The sequence below is a fragment of the Hymenobacter plasmatis genome (assembly GCF_020711255.1).
Classification (GTDB): Bacteria; Bacteroidota; Bacteroidia; order Cytophagales; family Hymenobacteraceae; genus Hymenobacter.
In genome coordinates this window covers 1-17,429 of sequence record NZ_JAJFAW010000026.1, presented here as the reverse complement: position 1 = coordinate 17,429, position 17,429 = coordinate 1, and the positions used below count along the sequence as shown (strand labels likewise).

General features: G+C 61.9%; 12 protein-coding genes. 3 read left to right on the top strand and 9 right to left on the bottom strand.

The features are described 5' to 3' along the window. Positions 1 to 69: 69 nt before the first annotated feature. Positions 70 to 2,433: a glycosyl hydrolase family 28 protein gene (locus LJ738_RS17145; protein WP_227787589.1), complete on the bottom strand. Its 2,364-nt coding sequence runs from the start codon at positions 2,431 to 2,433 to the stop codon at positions 70 to 72. Between the two features lie 225 nt (positions 2,434 to 2,658). Beyond that, positions 2,659 to 5,169: a TonB-dependent receptor plug domain-containing protein gene (locus LJ738_RS17140; RefSeq protein WP_227787588.1), complete on the bottom strand. Its 2,511-nt coding sequence runs from the start codon at positions 5,167 to 5,169 to the stop codon at positions 2,659 to 2,661. Between the two features lie 338 nt (positions 5,170 to 5,507). Between LJ738_RS17140 and LJ738_RS17135 the strand changes: the two genes are divergently transcribed. Next, positions 5,508 to 6,539 carry a LacI family DNA-binding transcriptional regulator gene (locus tag LJ738_RS17135; RefSeq protein ID WP_227787587.1) on the top strand — a complete coding sequence of 344 codons (1,032 nt, stop codon included), beginning with the start codon at positions 5,508 to 5,510 and terminating at the stop codon, positions 6,537 to 6,539. Positions 6,540 to 6,766: 227 nt separating this feature from the next. On the opposite strand, the gene prmA is transcribed toward LJ738_RS17135, so the two are convergent. From prmA to uvrA, 7 genes are all read right to left on the bottom strand, one after another. Next, on the bottom strand, positions 6,767 to 7,615 hold the full coding sequence (gene prmA, locus LJ738_RS17130) for a 50S ribosomal protein L11 methyltransferase (RefSeq protein ID WP_227787586.1): 849 nt from the start codon (positions 7,613 to 7,615) through the stop codon (positions 6,767 to 6,769). Positions 7,616 to 7,724: 109 nt separating this feature from the next. Then, the gene (locus LJ738_RS17125) at positions 7,725 to 9,122 is read right to left on the bottom strand and encodes a hypothetical protein (RefSeq protein WP_227787585.1); all 1,398 of its coding nucleotides are present in this window, start codon (positions 9,120 to 9,122) and stop codon (positions 7,725 to 7,727) included. After that, positions 9,101 to 9,862: an ABC transporter ATP-binding protein gene (locus LJ738_RS17120; protein ID WP_227787584.1), complete on the bottom strand. Its 762-nt coding sequence runs from the start codon at positions 9,860 to 9,862 to the stop codon at positions 9,101 to 9,103. The genes LJ738_RS17125 and LJ738_RS17120 overlap by 22 nt, the downstream gene beginning before the upstream one ends. Positions 9,863 to 9,946: 84 nt before the next feature. Further along, positions 9,947 to 10,330, bottom strand: a complete 384-nt coding sequence (locus LJ738_RS17115; protein WP_227787583.1) for a 7(1) septoil knot domain-containing protein — start codon at positions 10,328 to 10,330, stop codon at positions 9,947 to 9,949. An 81-nt stretch (positions 10,331 to 10,411) separates the two neighbouring features. After that, a complete protein-coding gene (gene tpiA, locus LJ738_RS17110) occupies positions 10,412 to 11,179 on the bottom strand; it encodes a triose-phosphate isomerase (RefSeq protein WP_227787582.1) in 768 nt (255 codons plus the stop codon). 98 nt (positions 11,180 to 11,277) lie between these two features. Beyond that, positions 11,278 to 12,168: a hypothetical protein gene (locus tag LJ738_RS17105; RefSeq protein ID WP_227787581.1), complete on the bottom strand. Its 891-nt coding sequence runs from the start codon at positions 12,166 to 12,168 to the stop codon at positions 11,278 to 11,280. Between the two features lie 158 nt (positions 12,169 to 12,326). After that, on the bottom strand, positions 12,327 to 15,167 hold the full coding sequence (gene uvrA, locus LJ738_RS17100) for an excinuclease ABC subunit UvrA (protein ID WP_227787580.1): 2,841 nt from the start codon (positions 15,165 to 15,167) through the stop codon (positions 12,327 to 12,329). Between the two features lie 166 nt (positions 15,168 to 15,333). Here uvrA and LJ738_RS17095 point away from each other — a divergent pair, with 166 nt between their 5' ends. Further along, entirely contained in the window at positions 15,334 to 16,332 is a 999-nt protein-coding gene (locus LJ738_RS17095; RefSeq protein WP_227787579.1) for a type I restriction enzyme HsdR N-terminal domain-containing protein, read from the top strand. A gap of 133 nt (positions 16,333 to 16,465) precedes the next feature. Then, the gene (locus tag LJ738_RS17090) at positions 16,466 to 17,359 is read left to right on the top strand and encodes an alpha/beta hydrolase family protein (protein WP_227787578.1); all 894 of its coding nucleotides are present in this window, start codon (positions 16,466 to 16,468) and stop codon (positions 17,357 to 17,359) included. Positions 17,360 to 17,429 lie beyond the last annotated feature (70 nt).

The following is a 17,429-nucleotide window of genomic DNA, read 5'->3' as shown; positions in this document are numbered from 1 at the left end:
TTCCTTCGTCAGCATGACAGGCGGCCCAGCATGACGTTCTTTATTTAAAAAATTAGCCCAAGGCGGTGCCTAACGCTTGGCAAAAACCACGGCTTTCTTTGCCACTTTCTGGCCCAGTTCCACGTCTTTTTTCGCCAGCTTGGTGTTGGTATTGGTCAAGCGGATGTCTTTGCTGCGGTCGCCGGTCACGCGCATCAGCAACTCGGCGCCTTTGGTGTAGTGGATGCCGTCCAGCGCGATGTTGTGGCTGTTTTGAACTTCCATCACAGGTGCGGTTTCGGTCGAGAGCAGGGTCACGTTTTTCAGGCGGATGTTCTCGGCTTCCTGGCACACCAGGCCTTTTTTGCTTTCCAGCACCGCGTTTTCAATGCTGATGTCCTTGATGCTCATTTCCGGCAGGCCGCGCACCAGAATGCCGGTCGTGGCGCCTTTGCACGTCACGTTGCGGATACGGAAGCCCTTGAACTGGGGCGTGCCCTCGTTCAGCGGCTGCGCGGCTATCACGGGGGGCGCGGTGCTTTCGCCGGCCAGCGGCACGGGGTCCTTGGCGGCGTAGTACATGTCGAACAGAATGGCCTCGCCGGCAATGTCGGTCATGTCCACGCCGTCGACGAAGATGTTCTCGACCACGCCGCCGCGGCCGCGGGCCGTCTTGAAGCGCAGGCCCACGTCGGTGCCCATGAAAGTGCAGTTGTACACGTACAGGTTGCGGGCACCGCCCGACATTTCGGAGCCAATCACGAAGCCGCCGTGGGCGTGGTACACTTTGGTATCGCGCACGATGAAGTTTTCGGTGGGCACGCCGCGCTTGCGGCCCTGCTCGTCGCGGCCGCTCTTGATGCAGATGCCGTCGTCGCCCACGTCAAACGTGCAGCCTTCCACCACGCCTGTCCGGCAAGATTCCAGGTCCAGCGCGTCGGTATTTTGGCCGTACCAGGGGTTTTTGGCCGTCACGTTGCGCAGCGTGATGTTTTCGCACAGCAGCGGGTGAATGGTCCAGGCTGGGGAATTCTGGATGGTGAAGCCCTCCAGCAGAATCTGCTTGCAGCGCGTCAGGCTCAGCATGTTGGGCCGCAGAAAGTCGCGAATGTCGTCGAAGTCCTTCGGGTCGAGGCTCTTGCGGGGCGTGCCGGCCGTAGCCAGCAGGTTGCCCTTCATCGAGCCGGCCGATGGGTACCAGTAGTCCTTCTTGTCGGAGAGCACGCCGCCCGAGGCCACCAGCTTCTGCCACTGCGTCTCGTTGAGCTTGTTTTTCTTCACCGGGCGCCACGCGTCGCCGGCTCCATCAAAGATGCCGTTGCCGGTGATGGCAATGTTGGTCAAGTCCACGCCCGAAATGGGGGCTTGGCTGCGAATGGCCTCCTCCCCTTCCCAGGTGGTTTTAATCAGCGGGTACTGGCTGCGGTCGGCCGTGAACTGCACCAAGGCGCCGGTGGCTAGGTGCAGGTTCACGTTATTTTTCAGCACAATGGGGCCGGTGAGCCACAGGCCGCGGGGCACCAGCACCGTGCCGCCGTTTACCGCGCACGCATCAACGGCTTTGCGAAAGGCTTCGGTGTTTAGGGTCTGGCCGTCGGCCACGGCACCGTATTTGGCAATGTTGAAGGTGTCCTTTTTGAACATCGGCTCCAGCACCACGGGCAGGTCAAACAGGTACTTGCCATCGAAGGGCGCGCGGCTCAGGTGGCTGGCCAGGGCCAGGTTCTGCTCCTTCACGCTCTGGGCCACGAGTTGAGCTACGCGGGTGGCGCCGTACTCCGAAAAGTGGGTGTTGTCGTTCTTGGCGGGCGGCACCGGGTTGGGCTGATAGTAGCCGTTGAGGTACGACCAGAATAGCGGCCGCGACCCCTGCTCGCCCAGCTGCGAGTACATGGCCCAGCTTTTTTCGTGCAAGTCAATCAGCGGCACTTTCTGGGCCTTGGCCACCTCGCGCACCACACCGGGGTATTCGCCGTGGTCGTCTTTGCGCTTGCCGGCCTCATCGAAGAAGCGGCGGCCCACGGGCGTGAGCAGCACGGGGTTAGCGCCTTTCTGCTTGGCTTCCTGCACAAACTTGGTGAGGAGCTGACGGTACAGCGTCTGGGCCGGGGCCGAGCGGGTGCTGTCCTCCACTTTCTCGTCGTTGTGACCAAACTGGATAAACACCCAGTCGCCGGGCTTGAGGCCTTCGAGTACCTTGGCCCAACGGCCTTCGCGCAGGAAGCTCTTGGTGCTGCGCCCGTTCATGGCAGTGTTGCGGATAACCACGCTGCCGTCGAAAAACTGGCCGAACTCCATGCCCCAGCCGCGCTCGGGCTTAGTGAGGTCGGCCTTGTCGGCCATGGTGGAGTCGCCCACCAGGAAAATCTGCGTTTTCGGCTCGGCCGCCGGCCCAAAGGCCAGCATGAGGAAAGCCGCCAGCCCGGCCAGCAGTAATACCAAAGTTGATTTCATCGCACGAAAGGAAAGGTTGCACCCGCCCCGGCGAGTGAGCCCAAGGGAGTGAAGGCAGTATCGCCCTAACAATATTAGGCCAACTCTGAGCCGATAGGCCCTTCCTGCGAGGCAGAGAGGCGCTTTTTTTTGCGCAATCGTTGCCGGGAACGTTCTCATCTGCGCCACCGGCAGCTCAACCTCCTGGCCTTTTACGCAAGCTAGCTCAACCTAAGGCTCCTCAGCCTACTTCCCCCGAACCACCACGGTGCCCGTGCCTTGCGCCGGCAGCCCGCCCAGGCTGAGGCCCTCGGCCACGGCCTGGAAAGTGCCGCTGCCATCGGCGGTGAAGAAGTGCAGCTCGGCCTCGCCGCGCGCATTGGTTCGCACGGTGGGGTTCCAGTACAGGGTGCTGGTGCGCGGGTCGGCGGGCGGGTTGGTGAGCAGGGCGTTGTAGCGGGGCTGGTAAAACTCGCGGGCCTGGTAGAAGCCCGGCACCTTCACGGTCGCAATGCCGGGAGACGGGGCCAAATCAGCGCCCTTGTACTTGGGGTTGGCGCGCTTGGTGTAGATGGCAATGGCTCCGCCGCTGCCGCCGAAGATGGCCGCTTCCACTCCCTTGAAGACTTCCACCGATTCGATATCGGAAGACTGCAGCGAACTGATAAAGTCGATATCGACCCGCTGACCATCCAGAATAAACAGCGGCGTGCCCGCCCCCCGGATTTGCGCCGTCATGTTCGGCGGGTTGCCGCTGATGGTGAGGCCGGCCACGCGCCCCTGCAGCAGCTGCAGCACCGACATACCCGACTTCGCTTCCGGCATGTTGGCGAAATCAATCACCGTGCCCCCAGTGGCTCCATATAAACGGCGCGGGTCATCGCGCGGCACGGTTTCCCGCTTGGCCGTCACCGATACGTTGCCCAGGTTGATGTTGCGCACGGCCTTCTCGGGGTGCAGGTCCAGGTCGGCGGCCTGGGCCTGGCGGCTGCGGCGCACAAAGGCGGCCACGCCGGCTGGCGCTGTAGCCAACGACGGCAGCGCAGGCAAAGGCTGCGTGCTCGGCACCGGGCCGGCATCGGGCCGGATGAGGACGTTGGAACCACCCTGCGAGCGCCGCGCCTGCAGGGTAATCACGGCCGTATCGCGCAGCGTGAACGCCGAGAACGTGAAGCGGCCCTCAGCGTCGGTGGTGGCCGTGGCCACGTTTTTGGCCGGCTTCATTTGCAGGAAGGTGAGCTGGCTGTTGGCAATGGGGCGGTTGCCCTGCGCGCTCACCACCTGCCCGGTGAGGGAGATGTTTTGCTCGGGTAAAAAGACGACGGGCGCGGGCTTACCGGCCAGCACCTCCTTCCACACAAACCGCCGCCAGCCCTGCGTCAGCAGCAGGTCGTCGAGGGCCTGGGCCGTGGCGGCCGACTGCTCCCGGAAGTAATAGCCGGGGGTGTCGACGTAGCCCACCAGGTCAGAAGTCAGCAGCAGATTCGAGGCAATGGTTTCGGCGTTGGGGTCGAGGGCGCTCAGCCCGGCGTCGCTCACGGCCACCGACAAGTTGGCTTGCACCGGCAGGCCCGCGGCATCGGCTACGCGCACGGTGAGCTGCACCGGCGCGTGGGCCCCGTAGGTGGGCTGGTCAGGCGTGATGGTGACCTTCAGCGCGGCCGGGCCGTTTAGCACAAAGGCCAGCCGCTCGCAGCGCGGCGTGCCCTGGGCATCAAACAAGGTGAAGTGTACAATGCCATTGGGGTAATTTTTCTTCGGCATGCGCCACACGGCCGGCGCATCGCCCACCAGCGGGCGCGCCGCCGGGTAGGCCACCACGCCCCGCACTTGCGTGAGCAGGTGCACAGGGCCAGGCGCGGGCGCCCCGGCAGCGCCCCGGTAACGGGCTTCTACCAGAAATTCCTGGGCGTTTTCTACCACGTGCAGGGTGTAGCCGCTGGGCTGCGGCACGGGCAAAGGATAGTCGGCGGTACTGCCGTCGGGCAGCGTGATACGGGCGTGGTAGCGCTGGCCGGCGGCGGGCACCAGGGCAAAGCGGCCCATGCCCGCGTGGCGGCTGCTATAGGTGGTCACCACGGTGTTTTGCGCGGTTAGAATCTGGCCGCGCACGGCAATGCCCCGGCCGCTGGCATCGGTGGCTTTGCAGGCCACCACGCCCGGCAAGCCCTCCACGAGGTAGCCGCCTTCGGCGAAAAACTGCACGTCGGGTTTGCCGGCGGCCGCGCTGCCGCCTTTGGGTTTGCGGGCCGCAGTGGTTTCGGCGCTGGGTTCCTGGGGGCCAATGGGCGAGGCGGGCCAGATGCTCAGGCGGCGGCTGTACACGAAATTATCGCCGGCGTTGCGCATCCAGTTGGTGTAGGCGCGCAGCACGTAGGTGCCGGCGGCCAGCGAATCGGCAATGTCGAGGTCGCCGCTGGCGCGGCCGCCTTGCAGCAGCAGGGTGCGGCGGGCCACCACCTTGTGCTCGGGCGAAACCAGGTCGACGTGCAGCACCTGGTTGAGGGAATCGAGCTGGTGCCGCGAGGCGTCGACGACGTAGGCGCTGAACCAGATGGTTTCGCCGGTGCCGTACACCGGGCGGTCGAGGTGGAGGTAGGCTTTTTCGCCCCGGGCCGCCGCGTAGAACTCGCCCACCTGGCGCGCGATGCGCTCCATCAGGCCTTCCTCGGCGGGCCGCTGGCGAAAGGCGGTGAGCACCAATCCAACGGCCAGCAGGGCCGCCAGCATTCCTTTTTGCACGCGCACTAATTTCATCTTTGCAGGCTGTCGAAAACAGTTGGCTTTAATACTTAGCCCAACCGTAAGATTACTGCACAAAGATGGTGACACCATGAACCCCGCGCGCCATGCCTCTGGGGACTTGAGCTGTTTCGGTCGCGTGCGGACCGTCGGAAACGCTAGGGCCGTTTCTATTTAGCCAGAATTAGCTACTCTTGTAATGGATTAAGCTCCGAAAGATTTCCTGCAGCGGCCGCCGCTGCTGCCAGTAGCCCAACCGGTTGGGCTGCTGCTTCGGAACCATTCGAGCCCGTAATCCAGTAATTTAGTTGAGCCGGCTGCGGCTATTTATTCTCCTTTCTTAGTCAAAGCGCTTGGACCCCGTCACCATCAAGGATATTGCGCACGCCCTGAACCTGTCGACCTCGACAGTGTCGCGGGCGTTGCGCGACAGTTACGAAATCAGCCCCGAAACCAAGCGGCTGGTGATGGAATACGCCGAGCGGCTCAACTACCGGCCCAATCCCATTGCCCTGAGTTTGAAGGGCAACAGCAGTAAGGCCCTGGCCGTGATTGTGCCCCAGATTGCGAACAACTTCTTTTCGCAGGCCATCAACGGCATCGAGGCCATTGCCTACAATCGCGGCTACCACGTCATCATCTTCCAGACGCACGAGTCGTACGAGCGCGAACTGGCCAATATTCAGCAGGCCGTATCGCGTCGCGTCGACGGGCTGCTGCTCTCGCTGTCCAGCGAAACCTCCAACGTGTCGCACCTGCAGGCGCTGATTGACCAGGGCATGCCGCTGGTGCTGTTCGACCGCGTGGCCGCCGAACTAGCTGTGACGCAGGTGGTAGCCGACAACTTCGGCGGGGCCTACGCCGCTACCTCGCACCTGCTCCAAACCGGCCGGCGCCGCATTGCCCACCTCACCATTCCGCCCTACCTGAGCATCACGCAGGAGCGGCTGGCTGGCTACCGCGCCGCCCTGGAGCAATACGGCGTGCCCTTCGACGAAAACCTGGTGCGCTACGGCACCTTCGGCCCCGACGAGGCCGGCCCGCTCGTGGATGAGCTGCTGGCCCTTTCGCCCCCGCCCGATGCGTTTTTCACGGCCAGCGACCGGCTGGCCCTGGGCTGCCTCGCGGCCCTGCGCGAGCGCGGCGTCGACATTCCCGGCCAGGTTGGGCTGCTCAGCTTCACCAATTCCCAATCGGCCCACCTGCTCAACCCGCCCCTGAGCACCGTGACCCAGCCAGCCCAGGAAATCGGCCAGCTCGCCGCCGAGCGCCTCATCGAGCAAATCGAGCGCAAGCATAAGAGCACCGGGCCCAGCACCATGAAGCTGCCCACCACGCTGGTGGTTCGCGAGTCGTCGCGGGCACTGCCCAAGCTGGTTTCGTAGCGGCAGTCTATGCGATTGGGTATTTAGCTAGAATTGAGCTAAAAGGCAGGACGTCATGCAGGGCGCAGCAAAGCATCTTTACCACATACGCCTGTCATGCAGAGCGCAGCGAAGCATCTTATCAGGTGCGAACGATTCGTTCGAACCTGATAAGATGCTTCGCTGCGCTCTGCATGACAGGCGATTGAGATACTCTTGTGGTTTCAATACCCAGGCGAGGTTTGCCCCTACTCCTTCTCAAAAATGGCTGACACCCAGCTGCGCAGCGTGCGGTGGCGCTGGTAGCGGAGGCCGTGCTTAGCCGCCTCATCCTGGATTTTGGGCAGGTCTTCTTCGTAGAAACCGCTGAATAGGATGGGGCGGCCGCTGGGCAGCAGGCGGGCATACTCGTGCATGTCTTCGAGCAGCACGTTGCGGTTGATATTGGCCAGAATGAGGTCAAAGTGTGCTTCGCTAGCCAGGGTTTCCACGCCGCCCAGGCGGCACTCGATGGTGCGGCACTGGTTTTCGGCGGCGTTGTCGCGGGCGTTTTCCACCGTCCAGGGCTCGGTGTCGACGGCCAGGACGTGGCGGGCGCCCAGCATTTCGGCCATAATGGCCAGGATGCCGGTGCCGGTGCCCATGTCCAGCACGCGCAGGCCCTTGTGGTCGACGTCGAGCTGGTTTTCTATCATCAGGGCCGTGGTTTCGTGGTGGCCCGTGCCGAAGGACATGCGCGGCATGATGACGATGTCATAGTCCACGTTGTCGGGCTTGGGGTGAAACGGGGCCCGCACCGACACGCGCTCGGCGATAATCAGCGGCTGGAAGTTCTTCTCCCACTCGGCGTTCCAGTTTTGGCGGGTAATGACGCGGTGCGAATGGTTCAGGTCGCCAATGCCCGAGTAGCGGGCCATGATTTCCTCCACCGCATCGGGGTTGAAAGCCTCTTCGGTGGTGTAGGCACAGAAGCCGGCGTCGTTGTCTTCAAAGGTGTCGAAGCCTACTTCGGCCAGCTCGGCCACCAAAATGTCGGCCAGCTCGCGCGGGGCTTCAACGGTCAGTTCAATAAAATCCATCGATTGGGAATAACGCATGACGAACGAGGCAGCAGTGCAGACGGAAATTGTTGATTTCCGCAGCTTGCCTCGTTGCTATTAGTGCCGCAAAGGTCGCAGGAAAAACCGACGCCGTAGCGGCCGCTTATTACAAGCCGATGCTGCCCCACAGGCGCCGCCGCAGGCGGCCGTCGTTATGCAGCACAGCCCGTATCGGCCACCATGCCGAGGCCCCCACCAGCGCGGCCACCAGAATGCGCAGCCACCACCACGGCACGAAATACAAGAACATAGCAAACGCAATGGTGCAGAAGCTCATGAGCGTAGACGTGTTGTTGCGCATGTTGGCAAAGTCTACAGCCTTTACCACCGGCTTGGCCTGGTACAGGCTGCCCCACAGCCCCACGCTGGTAAACGCCACGGCAGCCAGCGGCAGCAGCCCCAGCAGCTGCCAGCGCATGGCCGGAAACAGGCCCAGCAGCAGGGCGGCCGATAGCAGGCAATCGACTAACACCACTGGCCCCACCAGCCGCGCATAGAGCAAAAGGATGCGCCGGGTAAGTCCCAGGCGCTGCAATTCGTTGCCCACGAGCGGGCTCAGGAAGCCAAACAGGTTGTTGTTGACATAGGTAAAGCCGATGGCGGGCTGAAAGGCCATGAAGAAGACCGAGAAAAAGCCAATATGCGGGCCTCTGCCTTCTTTGCCCAACATGTAGCCCCCTACCCCCACCATCAGCACTTTGAATACCAGCCCCATGAGCAGTGGCAGCCAGGCTTTGCGGGCGTATACTTTCCACTCCGGGGAGAGGTGCGCCAGTACCTGGCTGGGGGCCGACGCCGTGCCCGCTTCGGCCGGCAGGTAGCGCGCACTGAAGTACGGCCCCAGCCAATACAGCTGCGCTGCCCACAGCACCCAGGGCAGCAGCGCCATGCCCACGCCCAGCGCCGCGTGGTGGGGCCCCTGCGGCTGGCTCAGCCACCAGCACATCAGCAGCAGGCTGGCCGCGTGCAGCCCCAGCAGCGGGTGCCGCCACCGCCGCAGCGCCACCAGCAAGCGGAAGTTGAAGCTGAGCGTGGCCGCGCCCAGCACCAGCAGCAAGCCGAAGCCCGGCACCTGGGCGTGGCGCGGGGCCACCGCCAGCGCCGTGAGCAGACCCGCCACGATGGTTAGGCGGCGCAGGGTGATAAAGTCCAGCAAAAAGGCCGTCACCACATTGAGCCGGGCCGACACCGGGAAGTGCTCCGGCACCGCCCGTACCACGGGGCGCAGCGTGGGCACAAAATCTATCAGCAGCGCCGAGACCAGCAGCATGGCATTGAAGCCAATCAGGAGCGCAGGAAGCAGGTCGGCTACCTTATCGCTCCTGGTACTGCTGTTCAGCAACAGGCCAAAGCCGGCGCCATAAAGCACCGTGAGCACCAAAATCAGGAGAAACACGGCCCGCTCCCCGCCACTGTCGGGCCAGGCCACGGCTCGCAGCCGGCGGAGCAGCAAGTAGGGCAAAAAGTGTCCCAGCCGGGGGCTTAGCGTTGGGTGGTCAGCCATGTCAGGTCCTGGGCAGTTTGGGCGGCGGGGTGGATGAGCTGCAGCAGGGCATCGCCGAGGAAGGCGCGCTGGCCCTGCAGGAAGTCTTCCATAGAGCCCCAGTATTTCACTTCGCTGTCGTCGATGACGAGCAGGTGCGTGGCTACTTTTTCGATATGGGCTAGGTTGTGCGACGACACAAACGTGAGGGCTTGCGGCCGGTAGCTGTTGAGCAGCGAGAGCACGCGCTCGGCCGCAAACACGTCGAGGCCGTTGAAGGGCTCGTCCAGAATCAGCAGCTCCGGGCGGTGCAGCAGGCAGGAGGCAATGGCCACGCGCTGCTTCATGCCGGTCGAAAACGAGCTCAGCCGCTTGGTGCGCACGCTGTCGTACTCTTCCAGCAAGTGGGCCAGCAGGCTGTCGATGTGGGCCTGGGCGGCGGGCAGCCCGTAGATGCGCGCCACAAACTGCAGGTACTCCTCGGCGGTGAGCTGCTCCACCAGATACCCTTGGTTGACGAGGGCGCCCATGCGGCGCTTGGCCGCCACGGGGAAGGTTTCGCCCAGCGGCTCGCCGTCCAGCACTATCGCGCCCTTGCTGGGCAGCAGCGCATTAGTGAGCAGATTAAACAGCGTGCTCTTGCCGGCGCCATTACGGCCCAGCACGCCCACGCAATAGCCGGTATGGGCCGTCAGGCTCACGTCGCGCAGCACGGTTTTGGGGCCAAACGATTTGGTGAGGTTTTGTAGCGTTAACTCCATTTGTATTGGTTCAGAAAACAAAAATGCCACCCCGGGCGGGGTGGCAAGTTCGGTAAGAAACGACGGCAACGCAGCAGCTATTTATTATTGCTTGCAGCCAGCAAACGAGCGCACTTTGGTGTAGTGAATAGAGAAGTCGGCCCGCGACCGGTCGGTGGTCACAAACAGGACGTAGTCGGCGAAGTCGCGGGCCGGAGCATCGGCCCACAGGCCGGCTTTGTCGGCAAACAGCTTGTTGGCTTCCTTGAACACGATGAGGTCGGCAAAGGCCTCTTCGGGCTCCACATACACCGTGCCCAGGCAGTAGTTGCGGCGGCTCGGGTCGGTTTCGAGGTACACGGAACCGTAGATTTTGCACGGCTCCAGCGGGCCAGCCGCGTGGGTGCGGACAACTACCGCCGCAGGGCTCAACCGGGGTTGAGCCGGAGCCGTTGCTAATAAAGCCGTGAGCAGAAAGGAAAAGAACATAGCTGAAGCGAGAGATTTCCGCGCAGAATTACGCGGGTACTACGTGCCTAACGGCCTTCCAACAACGGTGCCAGGCCTGGGTTAAAACGACTGGATGATGGCCGTAAAGTCCGCTGCTTTCAGCGAAGCCCCGCCAATCAGTCCGCCGTCAACATCGGGCTGCGAAAAAAGCTCCCGCGCGTTCTGCGCATTAGCCGAGCCACCGTAGAGAATGGTGGTATCGAGCGCAGCTTTGGCATCGTAGGCGCGGGCAATGCGCTCGCGGATGAAGGCGTGCACTTCCTGCGCCTGCGCGCTGGTAGCGGTGCGACCCGTTCCAATGGCCCAGATGGGTTCGTAGGCCACGGTTACCTTGTCAAACTCCTCATTGCTGAGGTGGAATAGCCCGTCGGTGAGCTGCTTACCGATATAGTCAAAGGTCTCGTCGGCCTCACGCGTGTCGAGCGACTCGCCCACGCAGAAAATCGGCTTCAGGCCGGCAACCAGGGCCGCTTTCAGCTTCTGACTCAGCAGCTCGTCATCTTCGCGGAAGTACTGGCGGCGCTCCGAGTGGCCCAGAATCACGTATTCGCAGCCCACCGAGGCCAGCATCTTGGCTGAAACCTCGCCGGTAAAGGCCCCGCTTTCTTTCTGGTGGCAGTTCTGAGCGCCGAGGTGAAACTTGCCGCTCTGCGGCAGGGCCTGCCCCACGCCGTGCAGCAGCGGAAACGGCGGACAGATAACGATTTCGGGGGCATTGGCGCCGGCAGCAGCCGAGCCGGCCAAATTGGTGATTTCACTTACCAGGGCCAGGCCCTCGGGGTAAGTCAGGTTCATTTTCCAATTGCCGGCAACGAGGTTTTTGCGCATAAGCTGAAGGTGCGATAAGCGTGAAGTTCAATCGCACAAAGCTAACAGCGCCTGCTTCGCCACTACTATAGCTGATTATTCGCCATGGCAACGCCGCACTATTCGCCCGTGCGCATTTCCCTGGCGGCCCGAGCGGCCGCAATTTCTGCTTCGACGGCCGCTACGGCTTCGTCGCGCAGCTGCCAGGGGGTTTTGCGGCCGCCGCGGCGCGACAATACAATGCCCAGCACCGTGACCGCCACGGCCCCGGCCAGCGCCGCCCAGCCCAACTCGGGGATTTCGCGCAAGCGCACCACCCAAATGGCCACCAGGGCCCACGCCAGTACCAAAGGAAACACCATATCCCGAAATACCCGGCTGATTATTAACCCCAAAGCCACAATCACAAGCAGCAGCCCCAGCGTCATCGTGACCGAGAGGCCCTCGGCGGCCTGCCAGCCGAATTCCCGCAGCCCAATGGTGATGTTTATAACCGAGGCCACCGAAATCCAGCCCAAGTAGAGCGAAAAAGGCACCCCAATCCAGGCCGGAGCGGCCCCGGCAAAGATGCGCCGCCGGGTGCGGCCGTACGCTACAATCAAGGAAAGGAGAATGAGCAGCATCACCCCCACGCTGGGGATAATCTGCTCGTAGGCAAACAGCACAACCCAGGCGCCGGTAGCCACATTGGCCAGCGTGAGCGGCTTGGCTAGAGCATCAGGCAGCGACAACTGCCCTTGAGCTGGCAGCAGCTGCCAAACGGCATACACCGCCAACCCCAGAAATATCAAGCCCCAGATGCTGAAGGCATAACCCGCCGGCGTAAGCAAAGTGGGGTACCTGGCCGACACCATGCCCATGGTTTGCCCGGCAAAGGGGTGGGTATTCGAATAGTAGTTGAGAAAGATGTTGCCAAAAATGGCCAACGCCGTCAGCCACCGCCACAGCCTTCCCAGGAAAGTGCGGTTGGGGACAGCGTAATTATCTGGGGCCGGCGAAGGTGCGAGCATGGCTGGGAAGTAAAGCACGAAACCTACGTAGGAGTCCGGGCAGTTGGATTAGCTGCCAGTTGAGCTGCTTATCGCCTGATAAGCAGCTCAACTGGCAGCTCTTCTAACTCGGTCTGCTGCACTACGGCAGGCAGCTACGGCGGTTTCGGGCTGTAACGTTACACTTTCTCCGCCAAAAACCGCGCTGTGTGGTTGGTATCCTTCAATTTCACCATTTCTTCGGGCGTGCCTTCGAAGAGCAAATGGCCACCGTTGAGGCCGCCTTCCGGCCCAAGGTCGATGAGCCAGTCGGCACACTTGATGATGTCCACGTTGTGCTCGATGATGAGCACCGAGTTGCCCTGCTCCACCAGCGCGTTCAGGGCCGTGAGCAGCTTGCTGATGTCGTGAAAGTGCAGGCCAGTGCTGGGCTCGTCGAAGATGAACAGAATCTTATCCTGCTGCAGCGTAGCGCCTTTGGTCAGGAATGAGGCCAGCTTCACGCGCTGGGCCTCGCCGCCCGAAAGCGTATTGGCCGACTGCCCCAGGCGGATGTAGCCCAGGCCCACGTCTTCGAGTGGCTTGAGACGCTCGGCTACTTTGGGCTGGCCTTTGAAGAACTGCACGGCATCAGTCACCGTCAGTTCCAACACTTCGTCGATGCCTTTGTCCTGGAATTTGATGTCCAGAATATCTTGCTTGAACTTGCGGCCGCCGCAGCCTTCGCAGGTCAGGTAGATATCGGCCATAAACTGCATCTCAATCTTCACCTGACCTTCGCCCTGGCACACCTCGCAGCGGCCACCGTCGATGTTGAAGGAGAAGTGCGAGGGCTTGAGGCCGCGCGCCTTGGCCAGCGGCTGCTCCGAAAACAGCGTCCGGATGGCATCGTAGGCCTTCACATAAGTAACGGGGTTGGAGCGTGACGACTTGCCGATGGGGTTCTGGTCCACGAACTCGACGTGCGATACCTGCCCGTTCACGCCGGTGAGGCGGTCGAACTTGCCGGTGCTTTCGCCAGCGCCACCGCCCAGCATTTTCATCAGGGCCGGGGCCAGGATGCGCTTGATGAGCGTGGACTTGCCCGAGCCCGAGACACCCGTCACCACCGTCATCACACCAAGCGGAATCTTCACGCTCACGTTTTTGAGATTGTTTTCGCGGGCGCCGGTTAGCTCCAGGGCGTTGCGCCAGGGGCGGCGCACCCGGGGCATGGGCACTTCCATTTTCCCGCTCAGGTATTTGCCCGTGTAGGTTTCGGTGTCCTGCAGCAGCTGCGCCATGGTGCCCTGAAACATCAGGTTGCCGCCGCCGCTGCCGGCTTCGGGGCCGATGTCGATAATCTGGTCGGCGGCCTCCATCATCTTCTCTTCGTGCTCCACCACTACCACGGTGTTGCCGAGCTGCTGCAGGGAGCGCAGCACGCCGATGAGTTGCTCGGCATCCTTGGGGTGCAGGCCAATGCTGGGCTCGTCGAGCACGTACATGGAGCCCACCAGCGCAGAACCAAGAGAAGTAGCGAGCGAAATACGCTGACTCTCGCCGCCGCTGAGCGTGTTGCTCAAGCGGTTCAGGGTGAGGTAGCCCAGGCCTACGCGATTGAGGTAGCCCAGGCGGTTGGTGATTTCCGTCACGAGTCGCTCGGCTACTTTGGCGTCGTGCTCGCTCAGGCTCATGTTCTGGAAGAAATTCAGCGCGTCGGAGATGGGCAGCAGCACGATGTCGGCGATGCTGCGGCCATCGATGCGCACGTATTGGGCGTCTTTGCGCAGGCGGGTGCCGCGGCAGTCGGGGCAGGTGGTGCGGCCGCGGTAGCGGCTTTGCAGCACGCGGTACTGGATTTTGTGGGTCTGCTCGCTCACCCACTTAAAGTACTTGTCGAGGCCGTCGAAGTACTTGTTGCCGGTCCAGAGCAGGCGCTGCTCGGCGTGGCTGAGCTCGCTGTAGGGGCGGTGAATGGGGAAATCGAAGCGGATGCCATTTTTCAGCAGCGGCTTGAGCCATTCGCCCTGCTTTTCGGTGCGCCAGGGCGCGATGGCGCCCTCGTACACGGTCATGCTCTTGTCCGGAATCACGAGGTCCTCGTCGATGCCCAGCACCGAGCCGAAGCCTTCGCAGGTCTGGCAGGCGCCGTAGGGGTTGTTGAAGGAGAAGAAGTTGACGCTGGGCTCCTCAAACACGATGTCATCCAGCTCAAACTTGTCGGAGAAGGTGCGGGTCTCGTCTTCGTTCAGGCGCAGCAGGCAGGTGCCATGGCCCTCAAAAAAGGCGGTTTGCACCGAGTCGGAGAGGCGGAAGAGCAGGTCTTCGTCGTTGGGCCGGAGCACGGCGCGGTCTATCATAATGTAGACGTCGCCTTTTACTTCGGGCTGGCCCTCGCCTATCAGGTCCTCAATCTGCGAGGTCACGCCGTTCACCACCACGCGGCTGTAGCCTTTTTGCAGCAGCAAATCCAGCTCCTTGCTCATGGGCCGGGTTTTGTCGGCGCGGTAGAGCGGGGCCAGAATCATGGCCTTGGTGCCGTCGGGCTGGGCAGCCAGAAAATCGACCACGTCGGCCACGTTGTCTTTGCGCACTTGCTCGCCGCTCACGGGCGAAAACGTGCGGCCCACCCGCGCAAACAGCAGCTTGAGGTAATCGTAAATCTCGGTGCTGGTGCCCACCGTCGAGCGGTTGTTCTTGATGCTGACCTTCTGCTCGATGGCAATGGCCGGCGAAATGCCGCGGATGTAGTCCACGTCGGGCTTGTCCATACGGCCCAAAAACTGGCGGGCGTAGCTGCTCAGGCTTTCCACGTACATGCGCTGGCCTTCAGCATAGAGCGTATCAAACGCCAGGCTCGACTTGCCCGAGCCGCTCAGGCCCGTGATGACGATAAACTGGTTGCGCGGCAGGGCTACACTGAGGTTTTTGAGGTTGTGAACCCGGGCATTCTTGATGAGGATGAATTCGCGCGGGTCGAGGTTATCAATGGCATTGTCGGCAGGGGCCGAAACTTGCAACGAGTCTTTTTTGGGCATAAACGAATCAACAGCTAGAAGGGGCCGGAAGGTTTCGGCCGGATGCAGTTGCTTGGGACTGCGAAGGTACGGCTGGGGCTAAAGCCGCGGCATGGTAGCCCGGCAATACCCCGATACTGCGGTGCTTTGCCTAACATTACGCCACATTTCCCTTATTCAGCCACTCATGCCCTCTGCAAGTCCGCTCGCGGCTATCTACCAAGTTATTCAGCAGGTGCAAGCCCATGCCGCCGCCAATGCCGCCCTTTTTCAGAACAATGAAGCCGCCACCCGAGCGGCCCTGATTAACCCGATTCTGCGGGCGTTGGGCTGGGACACGACCAACGTGCGGATGGTGGAACCCGAGCGCATGGTGGCCAATAAACAGTCGCTCGACTATGTGCTAAAAGATGCCCACGGCAACATCCGGTCGGTAGTGGAGGCCAAAAAGCTGGGCGAAAGCCTCGACAAGCTCGGCCACGTGGGCGCCGTGATAGGCTACGCGTTTTCGCTCAAGCCCAAGAATTTCTTCATCACCGATGGCCTGAACTGGCACTGCTACTCGCCGGCTCATTCCACCTTCCACCCCATTGAGACCATTGACTTTCGGCACACCGATTTGGTGGAAGCGGCCCTCCGGCTCATCCAGTGGCTGGATGCTACGCAGGCTGGCCATGGTATCTCGGTGCCAGCTGCTCCCGCCGTACCGTCGCTCGTAAATAATGTTGAGCTGCCCTTAGCAAATGGCAAGAAGCCTAAAGCTCCCAAAGCCACGGCCTCGCTCAAGCGCACGCAGCCGCATTTGCCATCCGCTGGCTTCACCGATTTAGCTCAAGTGCATCTGCTGGCTTTGCAGCCCGGCCAGAAGCCCAAGCAGCTGCGGCTGGCCGATGGCACTATTCAGCCCATTGCTACCTGGAAGGATATTCTCCTGGAAGTATGCCGGTTCGCTTTTGCTACTAATCCACATATCCCGGTGCCATTTGTGGATAAAGCAGGTAAAAAGACCTTTTTGTTTTCGGCCGAAAAGCCAAGCAATGGCTCAAGTACGCTTGCTTCCTACAATAGCAAGCCGGTATTTATTTACACGAATTACAGCGCCGCCGATTGCATTACCAATGCCCTTTACGCGGCTGAGCAGATTCCACCACACCACCAGAAAGCTGCGTTTGCAGTCAGCTTTTAACTTCTGGCTCAATACTTAATAGTGACTACTCATTGGCTGCCGCTGCCATGTTTCAACGATGGATTCATTTAATTAGAAGGTTGTCTAATTATCTTCGTAACATTACGCAATTATTCACTTCTGCCTATTTCTCATGCAAACATTTACTCGCGCATTCCTGGCCGCATTACTGGGCTGCACCGTCATCGGTGCTAAGGCCCAAACCGCTCCTGCCAGCCTTACCGGCGATTGGGCCGGGGCCGTTGGGCCCATCGATTTCATGATGCACCTCGCCGACCCTGCCGGCGGCGCGCGCACGGCCACGCTCGACATTCCAGCCCAACACGCGCAAGGCCTGGCCCTGCAGTTCACAGCGCCCGGCGACAGCGTGTACCTGCGCCTGGCCCAGCCGGCAGCCCAATTTGCGGGCCGCCGCTCGGCCGATGGCCAGCAGCTGACCGGGGAATGGAAGCAAGGCCTGCGGGCTTTCCCTCTCACACTCACGCGCACTACCGGCGCGGCCAAACCGACCGCGCGCCGGCCCCAAACGCCCCTGCCGCCCTTCCCTTACCAATCGGCCGAGGTCACGTTTAAAAACGAAAAGGCCAACGTGACGCTGGCCGGTACCTACACCGTGCCCGCCGACATGGGCCCGTTTCCGGCCGTGGTGCTACTCACCGGCTCGGGCCCCGAAGACCGCAACGAAACCATCCTGGGCCACCAGCCCTTTGCCGTGCTGGCCGACTACCTCACCCGCCACGGCATCGCCGTGCTGCGCTTCGACGACCGCGGCGTGGGGCAGTCGGGTGGCACGCTGGCCGGCACCACCAGCGCCGACTATACCACCGATGCCCAAGCTGCGCTGGCGTGGCTCCGGGCCCAACCGGGCATCGTCAAAAACCACGTGGGACTGCTAGGCCACAGCCAGGGTGGCACCGCCGCTATTGGGGCAGCCCAGCAGGCCGGCGGGCCCGATTTTTTGGTGCTGCTGGCTGCGCCCGGCCTGCCCGGCGATGAACTGATAGTGCAACAGTCGCTAGCTGTATAGTCCCAAAGAGTGATGGTGTATTTTCCGGGCTGGAATTTCGCACGCACTTATGGGACAAGTACTCCACGGC

Excerpts from the sequence above, each read along its gene's own strand:
- LJ738_RS17145 (WP_227787589.1), bottom strand. The coding sequence starts at position 2,433 with ATGAAATCAACTTTGGTATTACTGCTGGCCGGGCTGGCGGCTTTCCTC.
- LJ738_RS17140 (WP_227787588.1), bottom strand. The coding sequence starts at position 5,169 with ATGAAATTAGTGCGCGTGCAAAAAGGAATGCTGGCGGCCCTGCTGGCC.
- prmA (WP_227787586.1), bottom strand. The coding sequence starts at position 7,615 with ATGCGTTATTCCCAATCGATGGATTTTATTGAACTGACCGTTGAAGCC.
- LJ738_RS17125 (WP_227787585.1), bottom strand. The coding sequence starts at position 9,122 with ATGGCTGACCACCCAACGCTAAGCCCCCGGCTGGGACACTTTTTGCCC.
- LJ738_RS17120 (WP_227787584.1), bottom strand. The coding sequence starts at position 9,862 with ATGGAGTTAACGCTACAAAACCTCACCAAATCGTTTGGCCCCAAAACC.
- LJ738_RS17115 (WP_227787583.1), bottom strand. The coding sequence starts at position 10,330 with ATGTTCTTTTCCTTTCTGCTCACGGCTTTATTAGCAACGGCTCCGGCT.
- tpiA (WP_227787582.1), bottom strand. The coding sequence starts at position 11,179 with ATGCGCAAAAACCTCGTTGCCGGCAATTGGAAAATGAACCTGACTTAC.
- LJ738_RS17105 (WP_227787581.1), bottom strand. The coding sequence starts at position 12,168 with ATGCTCGCACCTTCGCCGGCCCCAGATAATTACGCTGTCCCCAACCGC.
- uvrA (WP_227787580.1), bottom strand. The coding sequence starts at position 15,167 with ATGCCCAAAAAAGACTCGTTGCAAGTTTCGGCCCCTGCCGACAATGCC.
- LJ738_RS17095 (WP_227787579.1), top strand. The coding sequence starts at position 15,334 with ATGCCCTCTGCAAGTCCGCTCGCGGCTATCTACCAAGTTATTCAGCAG.
- LJ738_RS17090 (WP_227787578.1), top strand. The coding sequence starts at position 16,466 with ATGCAAACATTTACTCGCGCATTCCTGGCCGCATTACTGGGCTGCACC.